Raw genomic sequence first — 19,690 nt, 5'->3', positions numbered from 1 at the left:
GCGCGGCTTCGTTCGGCCCGGAAAAAGACCCTTGCAGGAGCAACATCGAATGAGCAAACCCCAAAAGACCCCATCGACGTCGGGCAATGAGCCGTCGCGAATCCGTGAAGGCTTGCCCTTCCCTCTGGGCGCCACCTGGGACGGTCTGGGCGTCAACTTCGCGCTGTTCTCGGCGAATGCCACCAAGGTCGAACTGTGCCTGTTCGATGACGCTGGTGAGGTAGAGCTTGAGCGTATCGAACTGCCTGAATACACCGACGAGATCTTCCACGGCTACCTGCCCGACGCCCACCCCGGGTTGATCTATGGCTACCGGGTGTACGGCCCCTATGACCCGGCCAACGGCCATCGCTTCAACCATAACAAATTGCTGATCGACCCCTACGCCAAACAGCTGGTGGGCGAACTCAAATGGTCCGAGGCGCTGTTCGGCTACACCATCGGCCATCCGGACGACGACCTCAGTTTCGACGAACGCGACAGCGCGCCCTTCGTGCCCAAGTGCAAAGTGATTGACCCGGCACACACCTGGGGCAACGACCAACCGGTGCGAGTGCCATGGGACCGTACGATCATCTACGAGACCCACCTGCGCGGCATCAGCATGCGTCACCCTTCGGTGGGCGACTCGGTACGCGGCACCTGCGCCGGGTTGATGAACGACGATGTGCTCAAGCACATCCGCCAATTGGGCGTATCGTCGGTCGAGTTGCTGCCTGTGCATGCGTTCGTCAACGACCAGCACCTGCTGCAAAAAGGCATGACCAACTATTGGGGCTACAACAGCATCGCGTTCTTTGCCCCCGACCCGCGTTACCTGGCCAGCGGCAAGATCGCAGAATTCAAGGAGATGGTCGCGCACCTGCACGAGCAGAAGCTGGAAGTAATCCTCGACGTGGTCTACAACCACACCGCCGAAGGCAACGAACGCGGCCCGACCCTGTCCATGCGCGGTATCGACAACGCCTCCTACTACCGGCTGATGCCCGACGACAAGCGCTTCTACATCAACGACTCCGGCACCGGCAATACCCTGGATCTGAGCCATCCGTGCGTCCTGCAAATGGTCACCGACTCCTTGCGTTACTGGGCCAACGAGATGCACGTCGACGGTTTCCGCTTCGATCTGGCGACAATCCTTGGACGCTACCGTGACGGCTTCGACGAGCGCCACAGCTTCCTGGTCGCCTGCCGCCAGGACCCGGTGTTGCGCCAGTTGAAACTGATTGCCGAGCCATGGGACTGCGGCCCAGGCGGTTATCAAGTCGGCAACTTCCCACCGGGCTGGGTGGAATGGAACGACCGCTTCCGCGATACCGTGCGCGCCTTCTGGAAAGGCGACGATGGCCAACTGGCGGATTTCGCCGGGCGCATGACCGCCTCCGGTGAGATGTTCAACCATCGGGGCCGCCGGCCGTACAGCTCGGTGAACTTCATTACCGCCCACGACGGTTTCACCCTGCACGATCTGGTCTCCTATAACGACAAGCACAACGAAGCCAACGACGAAAACAACCAGGACGGCAGCAACAACAACCTGTCGTGGAACCATGGCGTCGAAGGCCCCACTGATGATCCGGAAATCAACGCGCTGCGCCTGCGCCAGATGCGCAACTTCTTCGCCACCCTGCTGCTGGCCCAGGGCACGCCCATGATTGTGGCCGGCGACGAGTTTGCGCGCACCCAACACGGCAACAACAACGCGTATTGCCAGGACAGCGAGATCGGCTGGGTCAACTGGGACCTGGACGATGACGGCAAGGCACTGCTCAAGTTCGTCAAACGCCTGATCAAGTTGCGTCTGGCCTACCCTATCCTGCGTCGGGGCCGCTTCCTGGTGGGCGACTACAACGAAGATATCGGTGTGAAAGACGTCACATGGCTGGCGCCGGACGGCAATGAGATGAGCACCGAACAATGGCAGGAAAGCCACGGCCGTTGCCTGGGCATGTTGATGGATGGCCGCGCCCAGGAAACCGGGATTCGCCGCGCGGGTGCTGACGCCACCTTGCTGCTGGTGGTCAACGCGCACCACGACATGGTCAATTTCCGTCTGCCGCCGGTGCCTGAAGGTGAATGCTGGACCTGCCTGCTCGACACCAATCAACCCGCGGTACGTGGCCAGGAGCGCTTTGATTTCGACCACGAGTACGCGGTGACGGGACGTTCACTGCTGCTGTTCGAACTGCAGCGCGACGACGAGGTGTGACATGGCGTTGCATCATTTCCTTCAAGGCTATCAGGGCTATGCGGATACGCAGGCCCTCGGCCAGGCGCTGAGGGCGCTGCAGGAGGAAGGCCTGGACCAGCTGCCGTTGCCCGGCGGCGGCGCGACATTGGCGCGCTTCAGCCGCCTGGCTCAAGTGGCTGGGCATGATTTGCGCCTGTGCAAGTTGTTCGAAGGGCATACCGATGCCTTGGCGATCATCGCCGAGCTGCACAGCCCCGCGCCGCCCTTGGGCAGCACCTGGGGCATGTGGGCCGCCGAGCCGCCCACCGCGAAGGTGCGGGTGCGGCGTGACGGGCACCGGTTGCTGATCGACGGGCGCAAGGCTTGGTGCTCCGGCGCGGCGGTGGTCAGCCACGGGTTGCTGACGGCCTGGGATGAGCATGATCGCCAGCAATTGGTCGCGGTGGCCATGGATCAACCCGGCATCACCGTGACCGACGAGGGCTGGGATGCCGTCGGCATGGCGGCTACCGGCAGTGTCGAAATCGTCTTCAACGAGGCCCGCGGCCTCGCGGTCGGTGGCCCGGGCGATTACCTGTCACGCCCGGGTTTCTGGCAAGGCGGGATCGGGATCGCCGCCTGTTGGTATGGCGCCGCACAACGCCTGGCTGAGGTGCTGCGTGAGCAGTGTGCAAAACGCCCCGAACCTCACGCCCTCGCCCATCTCGGCGCGGTCGACAGTGCCTTGAACAGCGCCGCGTGTGTACTGCGCGCCAGTGCCGAACAGATCGACCGGCAGCCGAACGCCGATGCGCGGCTGTTGGCTCAACAGACACGCGCCTGCATTGAGGACACCGTTGAACAGGTGATCCACCACGTCGGCCGGGCCGTGGGCGCGGGGCCTTATTGCAAGGACCCGCACTTCGCCCAGTTGATCGCGGATCTGCCGGTGTATGTGCGTCAAAGTCACGCCGAACGCGACCTGGCCGCCCTGGGTGAACAGGTCGCAGGCGAACCCACAGGAAGGTGGCAGTTATGAGACCCAATCCGATCGTCGGCCAAGGCACGCCGTTGCATCAATGGCAGGCATCGACGCGCCTGGCCGAGTTGCCGGTGGTCAGCGTCGAACAGTTGGTGCCCGAAGGCCATCGCGCCGTGATCATCGCACCCCACCCGGACGATGAAGTGCTCGGGTGTGGCGGCCTGATGCAGGTCCTCGCGACGTTGGAGCGGCCCATTCAGTTGATTTCCGTCACCGACGGCAGCGCCAGTCATCCGGGCTCGCGGCGCTGGCCGGTGGAACGCTTGAGCGTGGTGCGCCCGCAGGAGTCGGCCCAGGCCCTGCACCGCCTTGGCCTGCCGCTGCACAGCTTGAAATGGCTGCGGGCGGGCTTTGCCGACAGCCAGGTCGCGGCGCGGGAAGCGCAATTGGCCGCGTTCATCCAGCGCTACCTAAAGCCCAGCGACGTGGTATTCACCACCTGGCGTGAGGACGGTCATTGCGATCATGAAGCGGTCGGTCGTGCCAGCGCCCAAGCGGCCCAGGCCGTGGGCGCAACCTTGTACGAATTGCCGGTGTGGACTTGGCACTGGGCCACCCCCGAAGACAGTCAGGTGCCCTGGCACCGCGCCCGCCAGATCCCGATGACGCCCCAGGCGGTCGCCCGCAAGCGTCACGCCATCCACGCCTTTGCCAGCCAACTGGAGGGCGACCCGCAGGCGGGCTTGGCCCCGGTGCTGGCGCCTTATGTGGTGGAACGCTTGCTGCAACCTTTTGAAGTGGTGTTTGTATGAGCGTGGCCACCCCGTATTTCGACCAACTATTTGCCGGCAACGACGACCCCTGGGCCTTTCGTCAACGCTGGTATGAACAGCGCAAGCGCGCCCTGACCCTGGCCGTGCTCACACGAGCGCACTACGCATCGATCTTCGAACCCGGCTGTGCCAACGGCGAACTGAGCGCCGAACTGGCCACGCGCTGCGATCAACTGGTGTGTTGCGACACCGCAGCGACGGCTGTGGGCCTGGCCAGGACGCGTCTCTCGGCTTTTCCCCACGCCCAGGTGCAGCAACGCCGCCTGCCCGAACAATGGCCGACCGGCCAGTTCGAGTTGATCGTACTCAGCGAGTTGGGCTACTACCTGGACGCAGCTGATCTGCGCCGTCTGATTGACTGCGCCCTCGCCTCACTGGCCCCCAACGGCCAACTGCTGGCCTGCCACTGGCGGCCGCTTATCGAGGGTTGCCCGCAGACCGCTGAACAGGTGCACGCCCTGCTCCAGCAGCGACTGGGCATGCATCCGGTGGTGCAGCATCACGAAGAGGATTTTCTACTCGACCTGTGGAGCCGCGATGGCACCTCGGTCGCAAGCCATGAGGGCCTGCGATGATCGGCATTTTGATCCCGGTCCATAACGAAGAAAAGTTGTTGGGCGAGTGCTTGAAGGCGGCGATGATCGCGGCCAGTCACCCTGGCTTGCTCGGCGAGGCGGTACACATCCTCGTGGTGCTCGACAGTTGCAGCGACGCCAGCGCGTCGATTGCCCAGGCGTACGAGGTACACAGCCTTCAGGTGCAGGCGCGCAATGTGGGCCAGGCGCGCGGTGTGGGCGCGCGACACTTGCTCAACCAGGGCGCGCGATGGATCGCCTGCACGGACGCCGACAGCCGCGTCGCCCCCGATTGGTTGGTAGCGCAACTGGCGCTGGGCGTGGATGCGGTGTGCGGCACGGTCACCGTGGATGCCTGGAGCGAAGGTTTCGACCCGGCGGCGCAAATTCGCTATCACCAGGCGTATGAGGCCCGTGACGGCCATCGGCATATCCACGGCGCCAACCTGGGCGTGAGTGCCGGTGCCTACGTACAGGCCGGTGGTTTCGAGCCGCTGGCGTGCCATGAAGATGTGCAGTTGGTGCGCAACCTGGAACGCTGCGGCGCCTCCATTGCCTGGAGCCATTCGCCGCAGGTGATCACCAGCGCACGCCTGGATTGTCGCGCCCAAGGCGGGTTCGGTGACTACCTGAAAAGCCTGGTGCAGCTTGCGTAAAAAAACGCCGGGCCGACATGTAAAAGCGCTAGATCCTTGTCTATGCTCATAACGCCTTGCACAGCGTTCCAGGGTTGGAACGCCGCGCACTCACTACAGGCAGGAGCCTGAGGTGAATAAAAAGGAGTCGTCCCGTCAACCGGGCACGACCCCGCATCAACCGACAAGGATGTGACACCCCCATGAAGCCTGCCTCGTTAAGCGAAGGCCGTCGCGGCCCCGCGCAAATCTGGAACAGCGCGCCGCAACTGGCGCAAATACCCATCATTTCTTTGACCTCACTGGTGCCGCCCGGCGCCCGCGTGGTGGTGATTGCGCCCCACCCTGGCGATGAAGTCCTGGCCTGTGGCGGTTTGCTGCAACTGCTCAGCAGCCGCGAGCATCCGCTGAAGTTGATCTCCATCACCGATGGCAGTGCCAGCCATCCTGGCTCGAACGTATGGCCGGCCAGGCGCCTGAGCGTGGTACGACCACAGGAAAGCGTCGAAGCCCTGCGCCGCCTGGGCATGCCTTTGCACAGCCTGAAATGGATTCGCGGTGGCTTCCTCGACAATGCGCTGCCTGCACGCGAGCAGCCGATGAGCCAATTCATCGCCCGCTACCTGCAACCCGGCGACGTGGTCTTCACCACCTGGCGCCGCGACGGCAATGCAGACCACGATGCCGTCGGCCGGGCCAGCGCCAAGGCGTGCAGCCTGGTAGGTGCGCAGTTGTATGAACTACCCATCTGGGCCTGGCATTGGTCGGCACGGGAAGGCGTGGTGATTCCCTGGCAGCGCGCGCGCAAGGTACGGCTGGACAGCTGGAGCGTGGCGCGCAAGCTGCACGCCGCGCACGCCTACGCCAGCCAGTTGGCCGGCGACCCGCAAATTGGCCTCGCCCCGATGATGGCCCAGGTGCTGCTCGAACGGATGCGCGAGCCTTATGAGATCGTATTTGTCTAGCCGGGCACTCGTCTATACCTGTTATTTCTGACAGTGGTGCCCCTGGCGAACTGCGACTAAGGTGCGCAAAGTGCTGCACAAGTTGAGGTGCAGTCGAGAAAGCCATGCCAACCCTTTGCATTGGCCGGTGTTTTCGAACAGGTAACCCGTATTCCCTGATCCGTATCGCGCTTCACGTTGTCATGGCCTGAACCCTACCTGGATTGCTCAGGTACCAGGACAACGAGCCTCTTGAGCGAGGGCGGATCATGCGCACACCAACTTCACCCAGGCTTTACCTGGGCATTGCTGCATCAGCGATGCTCGCCACCTGGCCGCTTCTTTCCCAAGGGGCCTGTACCACGAGCCCCGGGCCTTCAGGCCAGATTTTCACCTGCACCAGCGGCACCCCCCCTGGCATTACCGCCTTGACGGGCGATAACCAGGTGCTGTTCCCCAGTGGTAATGCGGTGATCAGCGGCAATATCCGCTTGGGGCCAGGCGGCGACCTGGTGCAACTGGATGCACCCGACACACAGGTCAATGGCTCGGTGGATATGGGCGATGGCGCCAATATCTTCCGGCTGAACAAGGGCACCATCACCGGCTCAGTCAACCAAGGTGCAGGCCAGGATGTGATGCAGATCAGTGGTGGACAGGCTGGAGCCATTTTACAAGGCTCAGGCGCCGACAGTTTTGCAATGAGTGCAGGTAAGGTTCTTTCGGTGGACCAGGGAGATGGCACCGACCAGTTCTTTATGAGCGGCGGTGAGATCACGGGGGCTTTATTAAGCGGCGACAAGGCACTGATGACCGGCGGGACCATCAACCGAGTGGATATGCGGTTGGAGAAAAATGAATTTGATATGCGCGGCGGCAGGATTATCGCCAACCTGGTCACCGGATTTGACGACGACACCATCCTGATTTCAGGCACCGCACGTATCGGCGGCAATATCAGCACCAGCGGCGGCCAAGATTTCATCCAGGTCACTGGTGGGGAGATCCTGGGCCAGATTCTCGCCGGTACGGGCAACGACACCTTCATCTGGCGCGACGCTGGGTTCATTCGTGGAACGATCCTGATGGGCGCCGATGACGATACTGCCTTGCTCCAGAATCTGACCGAGAGCATCGTGTCCTCGACACCGCAATTGGATGGCGGCCCAGGCAACGACAAGCTGACCTTCGATAACACCCAGGTTGCCACACCCGAACGCTTTACCAACTGGGAAACAGTGCTGCTCGACAACCACTCAAGCCTGCAGTTGGGCGGCACCTTCGTGCTGGGAGACAGCGGCAGCGGAACTGGCACGATGACAGTCGACGGCTCAAGCAAGCTGTTGGTAGACACGGGTGTCATCAGCCCCTTCACCAGCGGTCAACTGGCCACACTGAACAACGGCGGGCTGATCGACATGACCGGCACCCCCACGGCCACCCACAGTCTGACCGTCAATGGTAACTATAACGGCACCGGTGGCCGGCTCGCGCTCAGTAGCGTATTGGACGGCGACGGTTCGCCCAGTGACAAGCTGGTGGTGAGCCAAGGCACCCTCAGCGGCACCACCAGCCTCAGTGTCACCAACCTCGGCGGCAAAGGCGCTGCGACCTTGCAAGACGGTATTCTGGTGGTGCAGGCGATCAACGGCGCGACCGGCGCTGGCACTGCCTTTACCTCCTCCGGGGTATCCGCAGGCGCCTTCAATTACTACCTGTTCAAGGGCGGTGTCACCCCAGGCACGGAGCAAAACTATTACCTGCGCAACACCGTTCCTGTCACGCCACCGCCTGACCCGGTCATCGTCACCCCGCTACCGGAGCCGGTACCGGGCACCCCGCCGCTGCCGCCGAACCCTGTCGTCACGCCCGTAGACCCGGCGGCCCCGATTAATCCCGTCGTCAAGCCGATCCCGCTCTACCGCGAGGAAGTGCCCCTCTATTCCGCGTTGTATCCCGCAGTGCAACAAATGGTGCAAGGCATGCTCGGCACCTATCACGAGCGCCAGGGTGACCAGGCCCAACCGCGACAGACCGGTGTATTCCCTACCGGCTGGGCCAGGGTGTATGGCAGTAATGGTCGCCAGGGTTTTACCGGGACGGTGAACCCCACATTGAACAGCTCGCGGAGCGGCTACCAACTGGGCACCGATCTCTATGCCCACGCTCACGACAACGGCCAGACCCAACGCGCCGGCCTGTTCGTTGGCCAGGGTCGTTTGCAAGGCAGTATCAAAGGCTTCAATGACGGCTTTGAGGACAACAATGCCGGCGACGTCACCTTGCGCAACAAGAGCCTGGGCGTCTATTGGACGTTGATTGGGGCCAACCGTGCCTACCTCGACCTGGTGCTGATGAAGTCCTGGATCGACGGGCATAGCGAGTCTGATCGGGGCATCAAGATGAAGGTCAAGGGGCGCGACGTGACGGCCTCGGCCGAAGTCGGCTGGCCGTTTTCCATCAGCCCACATTGGGAACTTGAACCCCAGGGTCAGTTCATCGTGGGGCGCAGCTCACTGGATAGTCAAAATGACGGTCCCTCCGCAATCACGTTCCACAGCGACACCAACGTCACCACCCGCCTTGGCGCGCGGCTGCGGGGTGACTACCAGGTGCGTGGCATGCCGCTGCAACCCTATGTGCGGGCCAACGTTTGGCATACCAGCGCCGGCATGAATACCGTGAGGTTCAACGGCGTGACCGACATCGATACCGAGCAGAAATCCACCACAATGGAGCTCAAAGTCGGCGCAACGCTGAAGGTCGCCCAAGATGTCAGCGTTTACGGCGAGTTGGGTTACACCCGCAATCTCGACAGCAATGCCGTCAACGGACGATCAGGCACCGTGGGTGTGCAGGTCGATTTCTGAGTCTTTGTATCGCAGTGTGTATGGCGACCACTGCGATACATAACCCCTGAACCGAGGCGCATTGCTGACACACGCCAGATACCACCCGGCGTTCAACTGAGAGCCAGGCACACATCAAGCCGTAGGAGGCTCGCCATGCACTCTCAGTTGAACCGCCGCTCTCTGTTCCTGGCCCTGGCCCTGTCGCCACTCGGCGCCGTGGGCGTGGCCAATGCCGAAATGCCTGAGACCAATATTCCACACGCCGTCAGCCAGCCCAGCTTCGGTGCCCTCAAGCACATCAAGGCAGGCCTGCTGGAGGTGGCCTACGCCGAAGTCGGCCCGGCCAACGGCCAGGCGGTGATCCTGCTGCACGGCTGGCCCTACGATATCGACAGTTACGCCAACGTTGCCCCACTGCTCGCAGCCAAAGGTTATCGCGTGCTGATCCCCTACGCCCGTGGTTATGGCGACACGCGTTTTCTGTCGGATAAAACCCTGCGCAATGGCGAACCCGCCGCGTTGGCCCAGGATGTGATCGACTTCATGGATGCCCTGAAGATCCAGCAAGCGGTGCTGGGGGGTTATGACTGGGGTGCACGCTCGGCGGATATCGTCTCGGCGCTGTGGCCGGAGCGGGTCAAGGCGCTGGTGTCGGTCAGCGGCTACCTGATCGGCAACCAGGCCGCCGGCAAGAACCCGTTGCCACCCAAGGCCGAGTTGCAATGGTGGTACCAGTTCTACTTCGCCACCGAACGCGGCGCGGCGGGCTATCAGAACAACACTCGCGACTTCGCCAAGCTGATCTGGCAGACCGCCTCACCGCAATGGCAGTTCGACGACGCCACCTTCAACCGCAGCGCCCAGGGCCTGGACAACCCCGACCACGTCGCCATCACCGTCTTCAATTACCGCTGGCGCCTGGGGCTGGTGCAGGGAGAGGCGCAGTACGCCGCACTGGAGCAGCAACTCGCCGCTTCGCCGTCCATTGGCGTGCCGACCATCACCCTGGAAGGCGACGCCAACGGCGCACCGCACCCGCAACCGGAGGACTATGCCAAGCGGTTCACCGGCAAGTACCAGTTCCGTCAGGTCAATGGCGGTATCGGCCACAACTTGCCCCAGGAAGCGCCCGAGGCGTTCGCCAGGGCTGTGGTGGATGCGGATCATTTGTGACGAAGGGGTACCGTTACTGTCACCCCATTGAATTGAGCAATAGCAGCGTATTTGCGTCGAGCAAGGAGAGTGGCACTATGCCTTTATCTATTCACTTTCAAGGAATGATCAATGCCCGCCCCATGGAGTTACAAAGGTCAAACCTACACATCCCTTAAGAAACTGGTGGCGGCCCAAGCGTCGCCCGGCGTCACTTATGCAGGCGTAGTGGCAAGAATGCGTGACGGGTGGGCATTGGAAAAAGCGATTCATGAACCTGTTGGCAAGAAAACGTCCCGCCAATACAAAGTGGGTAATCAGACATTCAAGGATCTCAAGGCACTGGCCAAAGCCGCTGATATTTCTTACAACGCCGCAGTAAAACGTGCACACCGAGGGTGGTCGGACGCTGAAATTCTCCATGGAAAGGCGCCGCGGCAGTCCACCCATGCGGGCGCGGCAGCACCGGTCAAAGTCGCAAGAAACGCCGTCAAGGTAAATGGCACCGGCTACGACAGTTTGAGCAAAGCCCATGCGGCGCTCAAGCCTGGTTGTTCCTACAGAACCTTGCTCGCCCGTTTGAAACAGCATTGGTCACTGGAAGAGGCGTTTGAGCTGATCAAAAAGGTTGATGGGCGCACAGCCAAGGCCAGCACCCGCAGACTGGTCATCGACGGCAATCCTTATACGCCCGCCGAGGCCGCTCGACACTTCCGCGTCCCCTACAACACCCTACTGGATCGACTGCGTCGAGAGGCGAGCGACCTGCAAGCCATCGGACAGGAAAAAATCCCATCGGGCAGCCTCATCCGGCAAAAAGATCTCCGTCGAGTACGAGAATCACTGGCGAAAAAACACTACCTCGTGGATGGCGAACGGTTTGACTCAGTCGCCGCATTAGCCCGCAAGTACAACCTTGCGACAGCCCTCGTCTACAACAGAATCCATATCAACAAATGGACCGCGAAAAAGGCGGTCACTGAACCGCCGACAAACCCTGTCGTCGTCAACGGGGCGCACTATCGTAGCGCGACGTGTGCATGGGAAAAGATCGGCAAGACCACACTGGCAACCTACCAGGGCCGGATAGCCAACGGGCATTCACTCATGGTCAGCCTTGGCTTAGAGCCGTTGCCGTCGCTGGATCGCTACGAGGTCGCCGGCGTCAAGTACTCCACACTTGCGGAGGTAGCCGCCGCCCACAGCCTGACCCTCCCCGCCCTTAACTCGCGGCTCTTGAGCATGAGTCTGGAAGATGCCTTGACCTACACCCCAACCACCGGGCGCTATTCAGCGGGTGTATTCAAAAAGAATTCAGCGTTGGCCGCGAGTCCCGGGACGTTATATTTCGTCAAGATCCGCTTTGACGGAGGCACCCTGCACAAGATAGGGATCACTCAGAAAACCACGGCACGCAGGTTAGGGGCGTTCGATCACCAATCCCTGTTCGAATGTGAGGGTAAGCTGATCGACCTCTATGAAATAGAGCAAGCCACGGTAAAAGTGTTTGCCCAATGTCTGTTTCGAGCAGAGGAAGAATTCGAAGGTCGCACAGAGACGTTTCTTTTAACGGATGAAGAAGAGCGGCTTATGCTCGACTTCATTACCGGTGCACAGCCCACCACGACAGGGCTTACAGATCTGGCATAATCACAGGCTGCTCATGACAGGCCCGTCTCAATGACCACCGAGCGTTACGACCAACTGGCGATCTTCTCGATTGTGGCTCAGGAGCGCAGCTTCACCCGTGCAGCGGCGAAGCTCGGCATGTCACAACCGGCGTTGAGCCGAGCCATGCGCCAGCTTGAAGATCGATTGGGTGTACGCCTGCTGGCGCGAACCACACGCAGCGTGTCGGCGACCGAAGCGGGTGAGCACCTGTTACGGGTCATCGCCCCCAGGTTCGAAGAAATCGACAGCGAACTTGCCCTGCTCAGCGAATTCCGCGACAGGCCGATGGGTAAACTGCGCATTAACGCCGGTGAACACTCGGCAATCAGTGTATTGCAACCGGTGCTCGTCAAGCTGCTGCCGGATAACCCTGACCTCAACATCGAGATCATCGTGGACTACGGTTTCACTGATATCGTCGCCCAAGGTTTCGATGCCGGCGTTCGTCTGGGTGAGCAAGTGGCCAAGGACATGATTGCCATGCGCATCGGCCCGGACATGCGCATGGCGGTGGTGGGGTCACCCGCCTATTTCGCCCGCCACCCGACGCCACTGACCCCCAACGACCTCATGGCGCACAACTGCATCACCCTGCGCATGCCCACTCACGGCGGGCTATATGCGTGGGAGTTTGAAAAGAACGGCCAGGCAATCAACGTACGTGTCGAAGGGCAACTGGTGTTTAACACCATCGCCATGCGGCTGGATGCCACGTTGCAAGGCTTGGGCCTGGCCAATATGCCTGAAGATCTGGTGCACGAGCATGTGGCTCAGGGGCGGCTGATTCGGGTACTGGAAGACTGGTGCGAACCCTTCTGCGGCTACCATCTGTATTACCCAAGCCGCCGCCAGAGCTCACCCGCGTTCACTTTGTTACGCGAGGCTCTACGTTATCGTGGCTAGCCAAGTGCTGATCCAGCGCCGCCCCCACACGCTCGGCCGCCTGGGCTTGATCGTGGTCCAGCAGTAACTGCGCCAACTCACGCAATTGCGCAACATTCAAGCCGACCCGCAGGCTGGCCGCCACGTGGGCACGCAACTGCGCCTCTACGCCCGGTGTTACTGCGAGCGCGGCCACCGTCGCCAGTTCGCGGCTCTGCCAATCAAGGTTATCCCGCGCAAAGATATCGCCAAACAAATGGGTTTGCAGGTATTGGTTGATCACCGGGACAAAATCAAACAAAGGCCCCTGGACCGGTGCACCCGCGATTTTTGTCTGGTTGGCCTTGCCCACAGCCAACAACTGATCCCCCGTAGGGATCGCCTGCGTCGGCTCGGAACCCGGATTATCCTCGATGCCCCGTTCCACGCGGACCTGCACCACCTTCATCAACTCACCCAGCGCGTTCAAACTGCGGGGAAAGCCGACGTAAGCATAGAGCTGCACCAGGATTTCCTTGGTCTCACTGACCGTCAACCCTGCGTCCAAACCCCGGTTCAACGCCACATCGAGCGCTGCAAGATCACTGGTGGCCATCGATGCCGCGATCAGCGGGATAGCCTGTTGCGTCAACGAGAGCGCCTCAGCGGCCACGGCCTGTGACGACGTAAGCGTACGGTATTCGGCATCTGTAACCTTCTCCAGCCACTCCACATTTTTACCGTCTACGCTGCCGGTCACCGCAAGGTGCATCATGGCGCTGTTCGGGGCCGCGCCATGCCAATGCTTTACACCCGCCGGGCAGACGATGACGTCACCTGGCAAAATTTTCTGTACCGGCTTGCCCCACTCCTGAGTCAGTCCGATACCCGATATGACCACTAACTGCTGCCCTGCCGGGTGCGTATGCCAGGCCGAACGGGCACCCGGCTCAAAGCTAACATAGGCGCCCGACGCATTGATCTCATCAGAGGCAGGAAACAGCGGATCAACACGAACCTGCCCGGAAAAATAGGCTTGCGGCCCTGCCATCGACGCTTGGGTGGTTGCGCGCAGGATCTGCTGGGTGTGGTCGTTCTCGTTGACGGTTTCAGCGTCAGCGGCAAGCGGCGTGGTAGCGCACATCGCGATACCGATAAGGGTTTTTTTCATGATGAAATCCTCAAGCCAGGATGTTCTGGCATCGAACAGGGTCAGTCGCTCAATGGTGCTGTTCGCAAAGACGCCAGCCGATACATCGCACGAAAAGGGTTTAACGGGTGATCGGTTAAATCAGGCTTAGCGGCCGACATGCCGAACACCACGCCCATAGGGCTGCCCCCTGGGATACAGGTGTTCAAGGGGGTAGGTGCACGATAGCTTTTGAGGATTAATATATAAATGGAAGGAATGACATAGGAGTTATATCAGTAGTGCATGAATTGATGAGATGGGCGCAGGACGAGGACAGTACATCGGATGTCGGCCAGGAGCGATGCTCATCACTAAGCACCGCTTCGCCGCCTTAGGGATGTTTGATAAGAACGTGCACAAATAATCTCGGCCGCCCGTCTATACCCAGTAACGCGTCACGGGCTCCATTCACCCTGAAACGTCGACAAAGTTTGCTATGGGATGAGCGATAGCCCAACGGCAATTGCGATTTTGCCTTGAACGCCGTTGTTGCGGCTTTCCAGGCGTGCATGGGCAAGCCCAATGTCGGCCAGCGAATAGACCGCCCCGATGTGCGGTCGCAACTGGCCACGCTCTACCAGTGCGCTCAACTCATCGAGCTTGCCGCGGTGCTGACGGGTGAACACAAAGTGATAACTTGCGTTCTTGCCCCAGGCATTCACGAGGTTCTGGGGCTGTGCTATGTCCACGATAGAGACAACGCGGCCCAGTTGTGCCAACGCGTCAGGGCTGCGCGACAAGGTGTCGCCGCCGATCGTATCGAACACCACGTCAACGCCGAGGCCACCGGTTTGCGCCATGACGACGTCGACGTAATCCGCCTTTTCATAGTCGATGATTACATCGGCCCCCAAGTTGCGTACAAACTCAGCGTTGGCTTCGCGCACCGTGGTGAACACCCTGGCGCCGATAGCTTTGGCCAACTGGATCGCCACATGCCCGACGCCGCCCGCGCCACCGTGCACCAGAATACTTTCCCCCACCCTGAGTGCGGCACGCACCACCAGGGCTTCCCATACCGTCCCGCCGACCAGGCTCAAACTGGCCGCCTCAAGATGGCTCAACGAAGAAGGTTTTTTGCCGATGATGCTCTCGGCCGCCACGTGGTATTCGGCATAACTGCCTGGCCCATCAAATATTTGTGGGGTGTACCAGACTTCGTCGCCCGCAACGAAAGCCGTCACACCCGGCCCCACTGCTTCAACAACGCCGGAAACGTCATGCCCGGTAATAGCCGGTAGCGGCACCAGATCGGCATAGTCGCCACGCCGGACCTGGTAATCCAACGGGTTGATGGAGGTTGCATGGACTCGGACCAGCACTTGCCCCGCTTGTGGCACCGGCTTGGGCACCTCGCACAGTTCGAACGATTGCGGGCCGCCAAATGAATTGAGTATCAGCGCTTTCATGGAGGATCCTCTTTTCGCCAATTGGGGATATCTCGATTTCTCGATATCCTGATGTAAAAAATTACAATGCTTTGCCTATGATCTCGGCAAGCCGGCTGATGGCTGCTTCATTACGCTTGTAGTAGGTCCACTGGCCTATGCGCCGGACTTCAACCAAACCTGCCCGTTGCAGCGTCGTCAGGTAACCCGACACCGTTGACTGCGACAGCCCGACACCTTCTTGAATACTGCTGACGCAAACGCCGACCGTGAGAACGTCACCCTCGTCTTGTGCAGGGAAGTTCTTGGCGGGGTCTTTCAAACCTTGCAGAATCTCAAGCCGCGTGGGGTTCGAAAGGGCTTTGAATATTTCGATCAATTCCATAGCGCCGGATCATATCGAGATTTACCGATATGTCAATTCAAAAAGCTAGCCTTCACCTCCGTGGCGCTTCAACGAGAAGAGACGTCAGTTCGAGTGCTCATAGCAACGGCAAGGTCATTCTGGATCAGTCAGCTCAGGCAAAGCGGATACCGGCTTGAATTCATCGGTTGTTACAGCCCCTGCCCCTCTCTTACCCTAGTGACCACCTCTGCCCGAGTCGACACTGGAGTGCACATGGACCTGACCACCCTCACCCTCTTCCTCCCCGCCTGCTTCGCCCTGAACATGGCCCCAGGCCCCAACAACCTGCTGTCCGTGAGCAACGCCACACGCTACGGCTACCGTACCTCCTGCCTCGCGGGCATCGGCCGCCTGCTGGCTTTCGCCGGCATGATCGCCCTCGCCTCTGCAGGCTTGGCGGTGGTGCTGCAAACCTCGGAGTTGTTGTTCTACGGGATCAAGATTCTGGGGGCAGCGTACCTGTTTTATCTGGCGTTTCAGTTGTGGCGGGCCAATCCCCAGGCAGAGGCGCAGGCGAGTACGGCCAAGGTGGGTTTGTGGGGGTTGGCACGCCAGGAGTTTCTGGTGGCGGCAGGCAACCCGAAAGCCATCCTGATCTTCACCGCCTTCCTTCCACAGTTTGTAGTACCCGGCCAACCGATCACGCCACAGTTCGCGCTACTGGGTGCACTGTTCCTGGCACTGGAGTGGATCGCCATCAGCGCTTATGCCTACATGGGCCTGCACATGCGCCGCTGGTTTGCCGAGCCACGGGGCAAGCGGATATTCAATCGTTGCTGCGCAGGGTTGTTGTCGGCTGCGGCGACGGTGCTGTTGACCGCACGCCGGGCCGGATGATGTCGTCGGGGCTCACAACCGGGGTGGGGTCAAGGATAACCCGTATCTCACCTCGACCAGTGCTGTCCCGCCCCTCTGCAGATCGCGCTCGCTCCCGGTTTCCTCCACGCACCCGGCCCGGCGATAAAACCGGATAGCTCTTTGATTACCGGCCAGGACCCAAATCGTCAAACGCTGAAAGCCCTGCGCCATCAAGTACTGCTCGCCGGCTTTCCACAAAGCGAGCCCGATACCGGTGTGCCAGCACCCGGCTAACAGGTAGATCGCCATGACCTCACCCACCTGCCCCTGGGCGGCATCTTCATCACGGCTGGCGCCGACCGAGATCCAGCCAACGACCTGCTTGCCCAGCTCAGCCACCCATACGTTCGATTCGCCCGCTTCAATCGAGCGAGCCCAAAACACCTCACGCTGAGCCAGAGTGGCTTGCAACGAGGTCAGGTATTCGGCAGGCATCAAGTCCCGATAGGCATCTTGCCAACTGCTGATATGAACCTGGGCAATCGCCCTTGCGTCGGTAGGTAATGCTTTGCGAATCATTGATGAAGGCCTTGTTTGGTCATTGAGCGCTAGAGGTAGTCAGTCGCCTCAATATGTCCCCTGACGACGAAACACTGATGACAGTCATGGTCCGAAGTGCTCGACAATAGACGACCTATCGGTAGCGCATTAGGATTTGTCGTTGCAACGACACGCAGGGTTTGAAGGAATAAAGCCAGGTTCAGACCACAATTTCAGTCCGCCCCTATTTTCACTCCAACTCACGGACGGCTTCATGGAACGACTTGATCCTCGTGGCATTGATGCAGACGGTTATATCCTCACCCCGTCCAACGTCGAGATGCAGCCACAATTCCAGGATTTATTGCGGGACGTTTGCACGACGCTCACGCAGTCGAGCCCCCTACTGGATGGAATCTATATCTACGGCAGTGTTGCTCGAGGCGACGCCATTCCGGGCGGTTCTGACCTTGACCTGACCCTTGTGCTGCAAAGCGCCGCTACATCACAGGATCTGGAAATACTCGAATCGAAAAAGCGCAGGCTGGAAAGTCAGCATGCTGAAGTCATCAAAATCGATTTCGACATCGGCAGTCGCTCTGAAGTACTGGCGGCTGATAATCGGTTGAGCTGGGGGTACTGGCTCAAGCACCACTGCCGTTGCTTGTGGGGAAATGACCTGAGCAACCGCTTTGATCGGCTCAAGCCGTCGCGTGACATCGCCATTGCCGTCAATGGTGACTTTGAGACCGTGTTGGCACGCTATGCCGAAGTTATCGATCAGACGACCACGCCTGCGCAATCACTACGCTTGCAACGAGAGGCCTCACGCAAACTCATCCGCTCGACTCAAGTACTTTGCGTCGAACAGGACCTGATGTGGCCACAAACGTTGGAAGAGCACGTCGAGCTGTTTGTGCATCACTATCCCGACATGGGAATGCAGGTCTCTTTTTTCTTGTCTGAGGCGAGGAGTCCTTGTGCTGAGTCAAAAGCATTTGCGTGCCTGCTACGCGATTTTTTGACCTGGATGGTTAAAGAAACCCATCGGCTTGCGCTTCGGGACGAAGCGGGTCACACGCCAAGCGAGCTTGAGCAAGGCAATCATGATGTTCGCTAGAGGCCCGTACATAAACGTCCAAACGCTTCTTGCTGACCTCAAAAACAACGTTGTATGGAGGGAAAGGTGCGGATCCACATCACAGGCGCGTCATGTGCAGGCGTGACAACACTGGGTCATGCCCTCGCCTCTTCACTCAGCCTTCGTCACTTCGATGTCGATGACTTTTATTGGCTACCCACTAACCCACCGTTTACAACCAAACGTGCGCCCGAGGAACGCGTGGCGCTGATTCAGCAACGCTTCGGTGATGACAATTGGGTACTCACCGGTTCTTGTGCGGAGTGGGGAGATGCACTGATCAAAAACGCTGACCTGATTGTGTTTGTTGTAACGCCAACCTCTGTTCGCCTTGAACGCCTGGCCGCACGTGAAAAACAGCGCTATGGCGATAGACTCGAACCGGGTGGCGACATGCATGAGATCCATGTGGCCTTCAAGGAATGGGCTTCGCGGTACGACGACCCGACCTTTTCCGGGCGCAACAGGGCGCGCCACGAACGGTGGTTGTCGAAGCAAACCGTTCCGATTGTCAGAGTCGATGGGTTGAGCAGTGCTGAAAAGATGGCGGCGGATGTCATTCATGCGTTGTCTCAAGTAGCGTCCTGGCCCGCAACAGGAAAGCCCCCTTTAAGAGAAAACATTCGATGACCAAAACCGAACTCACCGATCTCTACAACGGCTACATCGACTGCCTCAACCGCCAGGATTGGGCGCACCTGGGTGATTTCGTCGCGCCTGACGTCACCTACAACGCCACCGCCGTAGGGCTCGCGGGTTATCGCGCCATGCTGGAGCGCGACTTTCGCGAAATTCCCGACCTGGTGTTTCGCATCCAACTGCTGGTGATCGACCCGCCCAGGATTGCCAGCCGGCTTAACTTCAACGTTCACCCTCGTGGGGAGTTTTTCGGATTGCCGATCAACGGCAAACAGGTGGTCTTTGATGAGAACGTCTTTTACGAAGTCGACAACGGCAGATTTGCGCACGTCTGGTCGGTGATCGACAAGGCGGCGGTCGAACGACAGCTGTGATGGCTGGCGTCGTCTAAACTCCACGCACCCATCAACCCAGTGGAGCGTTGAGATGAAGCATAAAAATACCCTGTGCCTCTGGTACAACGGTACCGCCCAGGAGGCGGCGGCCTTCTATGCCGCGACCTTTCCCGACAGCCGCGTCGACGCCGTGCACCTTGCGCCGGGCGACTACCCTTCGGGCAAGCAAGGCGACGTGTTGACCGTCGAATTCACGGTGATGGGCGTTGCCTGCCTGGGCCTCAATGGCGGCCCGGTGTTCCCGCAGACTGAAGCGTTTTCGTTCCAGGTGGCGACGGACGACCAGGCTGAAACCGACCGTTATTGGCACGCCATTATCGATAACGGTGGCCAGGCCAGCGCCTGTGGCTGGTGCAAGGACAAGTGGGGCGTGTCTTGGCAGATCACCCCGCGAGTGTTGAGCGCAGCGATCAGCCATCCCGACCCGGCCATCGCCAAGCGCGCCTTTGACGCCATGATGAGCATGACCAAGATCGACGTCGCCGCCATCGAGGCTGCCGTAGCCGGACGTTGACC

General features: G+C 60.2%; 19 protein-coding genes. 15 read left to right on the top strand and 4 right to left on the bottom strand.

The window, feature by feature from the left end; genetic code table 11:
• Positions 1-49: 49 nt before the first annotated feature.
• From glgX to ACQRBT_RS21675, 10 genes are all read left to right on the top strand, one after another.
• Positions 50-2,209: a glycogen debranching protein GlgX gene (glgX, locus tag ACQRBT_RS21720; RefSeq protein WP_161547884.1), complete on the top strand. Its 2,160-nt coding sequence runs from the start codon at positions 50-52 to the stop codon at positions 2,207-2,209.
• Between the two features lies 1 nt (position 2,210).
• A complete protein-coding gene (locus ACQRBT_RS21715) occupies positions 2,211-3,209 on the top strand; it encodes an acyl-CoA dehydrogenase family protein (protein ID WP_244383398.1) in 999 nt (332 codons plus the stop codon).
• Positions 3,206-3,964: a PIG-L deacetylase family protein gene (locus ACQRBT_RS21710; protein WP_412046125.1), complete on the top strand. Its 759-nt coding sequence runs from the start codon at positions 3,206-3,208 to the stop codon at positions 3,962-3,964. The genes ACQRBT_RS21715 and ACQRBT_RS21710 overlap by 4 nt, the downstream gene beginning before the upstream one ends.
• Positions 3,961-4,560, top strand: coding sequence for an SAM-dependent methyltransferase (locus ACQRBT_RS21705; RefSeq protein ID WP_244383396.1), 600 nt, complete (start codon positions 3,961-3,963; stop codon positions 4,558-4,560). Before ACQRBT_RS21710 ends, ACQRBT_RS21705 begins: the two co-directional genes overlap by 4 nt.
• Complete coding sequence (locus ACQRBT_RS21700; protein WP_060752706.1) at positions 4,557-5,216, top strand: glycosyltransferase; 660 nt, start codon at positions 4,557-4,559, stop codon at positions 5,214-5,216. Before ACQRBT_RS21705 ends, ACQRBT_RS21700 begins: the two co-directional genes overlap by 4 nt.
• A gap of 182 nt (positions 5,217-5,398) precedes the next feature.
• Entirely contained in the window at positions 5,399-6,160 is a 762-nt protein-coding gene (locus ACQRBT_RS21695) for a PIG-L deacetylase family protein (protein ID WP_060752705.1), read from the top strand.
• 248 nt (positions 6,161-6,408) lie between these two features.
• Positions 6,409-9,009: an autotransporter outer membrane beta-barrel domain-containing protein gene (locus ACQRBT_RS21690; protein ID WP_412046126.1), complete on the top strand. Its 2,601-nt coding sequence runs from the start codon at positions 6,409-6,411 to the stop codon at positions 9,007-9,009.
• A gap of 135 nt (positions 9,010-9,144) precedes the next feature.
• Entirely contained in the window at positions 9,145-10,164 is a 1,020-nt protein-coding gene (locus tag ACQRBT_RS21685) for an alpha/beta fold hydrolase (RefSeq protein WP_412046127.1), read from the top strand.
• Between the two features lie 111 nt (positions 10,165-10,275).
• On the top strand, positions 10,276-11,793 hold the full coding sequence (locus ACQRBT_RS21680; RefSeq protein WP_412046128.1) for a hypothetical protein: 1,518 nt from the start codon (positions 10,276-10,278) through the stop codon (positions 11,791-11,793).
• A gap of 30 nt (positions 11,794-11,823) precedes the next feature.
• Complete coding sequence (locus ACQRBT_RS21675; protein WP_060752701.1) at positions 11,824-12,717, top strand: LysR family transcriptional regulator; 894 nt, start codon at positions 11,824-11,826, stop codon at positions 12,715-12,717.
• On the opposite strand, the gene ACQRBT_RS21670 is transcribed toward ACQRBT_RS21675, so the two are convergent.
• From ACQRBT_RS21670 to ACQRBT_RS21660, 3 genes are all read right to left on the bottom strand, one after another.
• A complete protein-coding gene (locus tag ACQRBT_RS21670; RefSeq protein ID WP_060752700.1) occupies positions 12,680-13,846 on the bottom strand; it encodes a (R)-mandelonitrile lyase in 1,167 nt (388 codons plus the stop codon). The two genes, ACQRBT_RS21675 and ACQRBT_RS21670, sit on opposite strands and share 38 nt — an antisense overlap.
• Positions 13,847-14,301: 455 nt before the next feature.
• On the bottom strand, positions 14,302-15,276 hold the full coding sequence (locus tag ACQRBT_RS21665; RefSeq protein WP_060752699.1) for a zinc-dependent alcohol dehydrogenase family protein: 975 nt from the start codon (positions 15,274-15,276) through the stop codon (positions 14,302-14,304).
• A gap of 61 nt (positions 15,277-15,337) precedes the next feature.
• Complete coding sequence (locus ACQRBT_RS21660; RefSeq protein WP_060752698.1) at positions 15,338-15,640, bottom strand: ArsR/SmtB family transcription factor; 303 nt, start codon at positions 15,638-15,640, stop codon at positions 15,338-15,340.
• Between the two features lie 234 nt (positions 15,641-15,874).
• Here ACQRBT_RS21660 and ACQRBT_RS21655 point away from each other — a divergent pair, with 234 nt between their 5' ends.
• A complete protein-coding gene (locus ACQRBT_RS21655; protein ID WP_060752697.1) occupies positions 15,875-16,498 on the top strand; it encodes a LysE family translocator in 624 nt (207 codons plus the stop codon).
• A gap of 12 nt (positions 16,499-16,510) precedes the next feature.
• On the opposite strand, the gene ACQRBT_RS21650 is transcribed toward ACQRBT_RS21655, so the two are convergent.
• Positions 16,511-17,038, bottom strand: coding sequence for a GNAT family N-acetyltransferase (locus ACQRBT_RS21650; RefSeq protein ID WP_412046129.1), 528 nt, complete (start codon positions 17,036-17,038; stop codon positions 16,511-16,513).
• Positions 17,039-17,273: 235 nt separating this feature from the next.
• Between ACQRBT_RS21650 and ACQRBT_RS21645 the strand changes: the two genes are divergently transcribed.
• The 4 genes from ACQRBT_RS21645 to ACQRBT_RS21630 all read left to right on the top strand — a co-directional run bounded on the left by ACQRBT_RS21645 (position 17,274) and on the right by ACQRBT_RS21630 (position 19,688).
• The gene (locus ACQRBT_RS21645; protein WP_412046130.1) at positions 17,274-18,119 is read left to right on the top strand and encodes a nucleotidyltransferase domain-containing protein; all 846 of its coding nucleotides are present in this window, start codon (positions 17,274-17,276) and stop codon (positions 18,117-18,119) included.
• Positions 18,120-18,185: 66 nt separating this feature from the next.
• Positions 18,186-18,770, top strand: a complete 585-nt coding sequence (locus tag ACQRBT_RS21640; protein WP_411984226.1) for an AAA family ATPase — start codon at positions 18,186-18,188, stop codon at positions 18,768-18,770.
• Entirely contained in the window at positions 18,767-19,153 is a 387-nt protein-coding gene (locus ACQRBT_RS21635) for an ester cyclase (protein WP_412046131.1), read from the top strand. Before ACQRBT_RS21640 ends, ACQRBT_RS21635 begins: the two co-directional genes overlap by 4 nt.
• Positions 19,154-19,205: 52 nt before the next feature.
• Positions 19,206-19,688 carry a VOC family protein gene (locus ACQRBT_RS21630; RefSeq protein WP_090370780.1) on the top strand — a complete coding sequence of 161 codons (483 nt, stop codon included), beginning with the start codon at positions 19,206-19,208 and terminating at the stop codon, positions 19,686-19,688.
• The last annotated feature ends 2 nt before the right edge of the window (positions 19,689-19,690 follow it).

It is taken from the genome of Pseudomonas sp. R19M (genome assembly GCF_050312585.1).
In the GTDB taxonomy this organism is placed as follows: Bacteria; Pseudomonadota; Gammaproteobacteria; order Pseudomonadales; family Pseudomonadaceae; genus Aquipseudomonas; species Aquipseudomonas palleroniana.
Note: the sequence above shows the minus strand (reverse complement) of the source record. Positions and strands in the feature narration are given on the sequence as shown.

What these genes read in the sequence shown, in the direction of transcription:
- ACQRBT_RS21635 (WP_412046131.1), top strand. Translation starts at nt 18,767, where the DNA reads ATGACCAAAACCGAACTCACCGATCTCTACAACGGCTACATCGACTGC.
- ACQRBT_RS21675 (WP_060752701.1), top strand. Translation starts at nt 11,824, where the DNA reads ATGACCACCGAGCGTTACGACCAACTGGCGATCTTCTCGATTGTGGCT.
- ACQRBT_RS21630 (WP_090370780.1), top strand. Translation starts at nt 19,206, where the DNA reads ATGAAGCATAAAAATACCCTGTGCCTCTGGTACAACGGTACCGCCCAG.
- ACQRBT_RS21655 (WP_060752697.1), top strand. Translation starts at nt 15,875, where the DNA reads ATGGACCTGACCACCCTCACCCTCTTCCTCCCCGCCTGCTTCGCCCTG.
- ACQRBT_RS21650 (WP_412046129.1), bottom strand. Translation starts at nt 17,038, where the DNA reads ATGATTCGCAAAGCATTACCTACCGACGCAAGGGCGATTGCCCAGGTT.
- ACQRBT_RS21700 (WP_060752706.1), top strand. Translation starts at nt 4,557, where the DNA reads ATGATCGGCATTTTGATCCCGGTCCATAACGAAGAAAAGTTGTTGGGC.
- ACQRBT_RS21660 (WP_060752698.1), bottom strand. Translation starts at nt 15,640, where the DNA reads ATGGAATTGATCGAAATATTCAAAGCCCTTTCGAACCCCACGCGGCTT.
- ACQRBT_RS21710 (WP_412046125.1), top strand. Translation starts at nt 3,206, where the DNA reads ATGAGACCCAATCCGATCGTCGGCCAAGGCACGCCGTTGCATCAATGG.
- glgX (WP_161547884.1), top strand. Translation starts at nt 50, where the DNA reads ATGAGCAAACCCCAAAAGACCCCATCGACGTCGGGCAATGAGCCGTCG.
- ACQRBT_RS21685 (WP_412046127.1), top strand. Translation starts at nt 9,145, where the DNA reads ATGCACTCTCAGTTGAACCGCCGCTCTCTGTTCCTGGCCCTGGCCCTG.
- ACQRBT_RS21665 (WP_060752699.1), bottom strand. Translation starts at nt 15,276, where the DNA reads ATGAAAGCGCTGATACTCAATTCATTTGGCGGCCCGCAATCGTTCGAA.
- ACQRBT_RS21680 (WP_412046128.1), top strand. Translation starts at nt 10,276, where the DNA reads ATGCCCGCCCCATGGAGTTACAAAGGTCAAACCTACACATCCCTTAAG.
- ACQRBT_RS21645 (WP_412046130.1), top strand. Translation starts at nt 17,274, where the DNA reads ATGGAACGACTTGATCCTCGTGGCATTGATGCAGACGGTTATATCCTC.
- ACQRBT_RS21670 (WP_060752700.1), bottom strand. Translation starts at nt 13,846, where the DNA reads ATGAAAAAAACCCTTATCGGTATCGCGATGTGCGCTACCACGCCGCTT.
- ACQRBT_RS21705 (WP_244383396.1), top strand. Translation starts at nt 3,961, where the DNA reads ATGAGCGTGGCCACCCCGTATTTCGACCAACTATTTGCCGGCAACGAC.
- ACQRBT_RS21715 (WP_244383398.1), top strand. Translation starts at nt 2,211, where the DNA reads ATGGCGTTGCATCATTTCCTTCAAGGCTATCAGGGCTATGCGGATACG.
- ACQRBT_RS21695 (WP_060752705.1), top strand. Translation starts at nt 5,399, where the DNA reads ATGAAGCCTGCCTCGTTAAGCGAAGGCCGTCGCGGCCCCGCGCAAATC.
- ACQRBT_RS21690 (WP_412046126.1), top strand. Translation starts at nt 6,409, where the DNA reads ATGCGCACACCAACTTCACCCAGGCTTTACCTGGGCATTGCTGCATCA.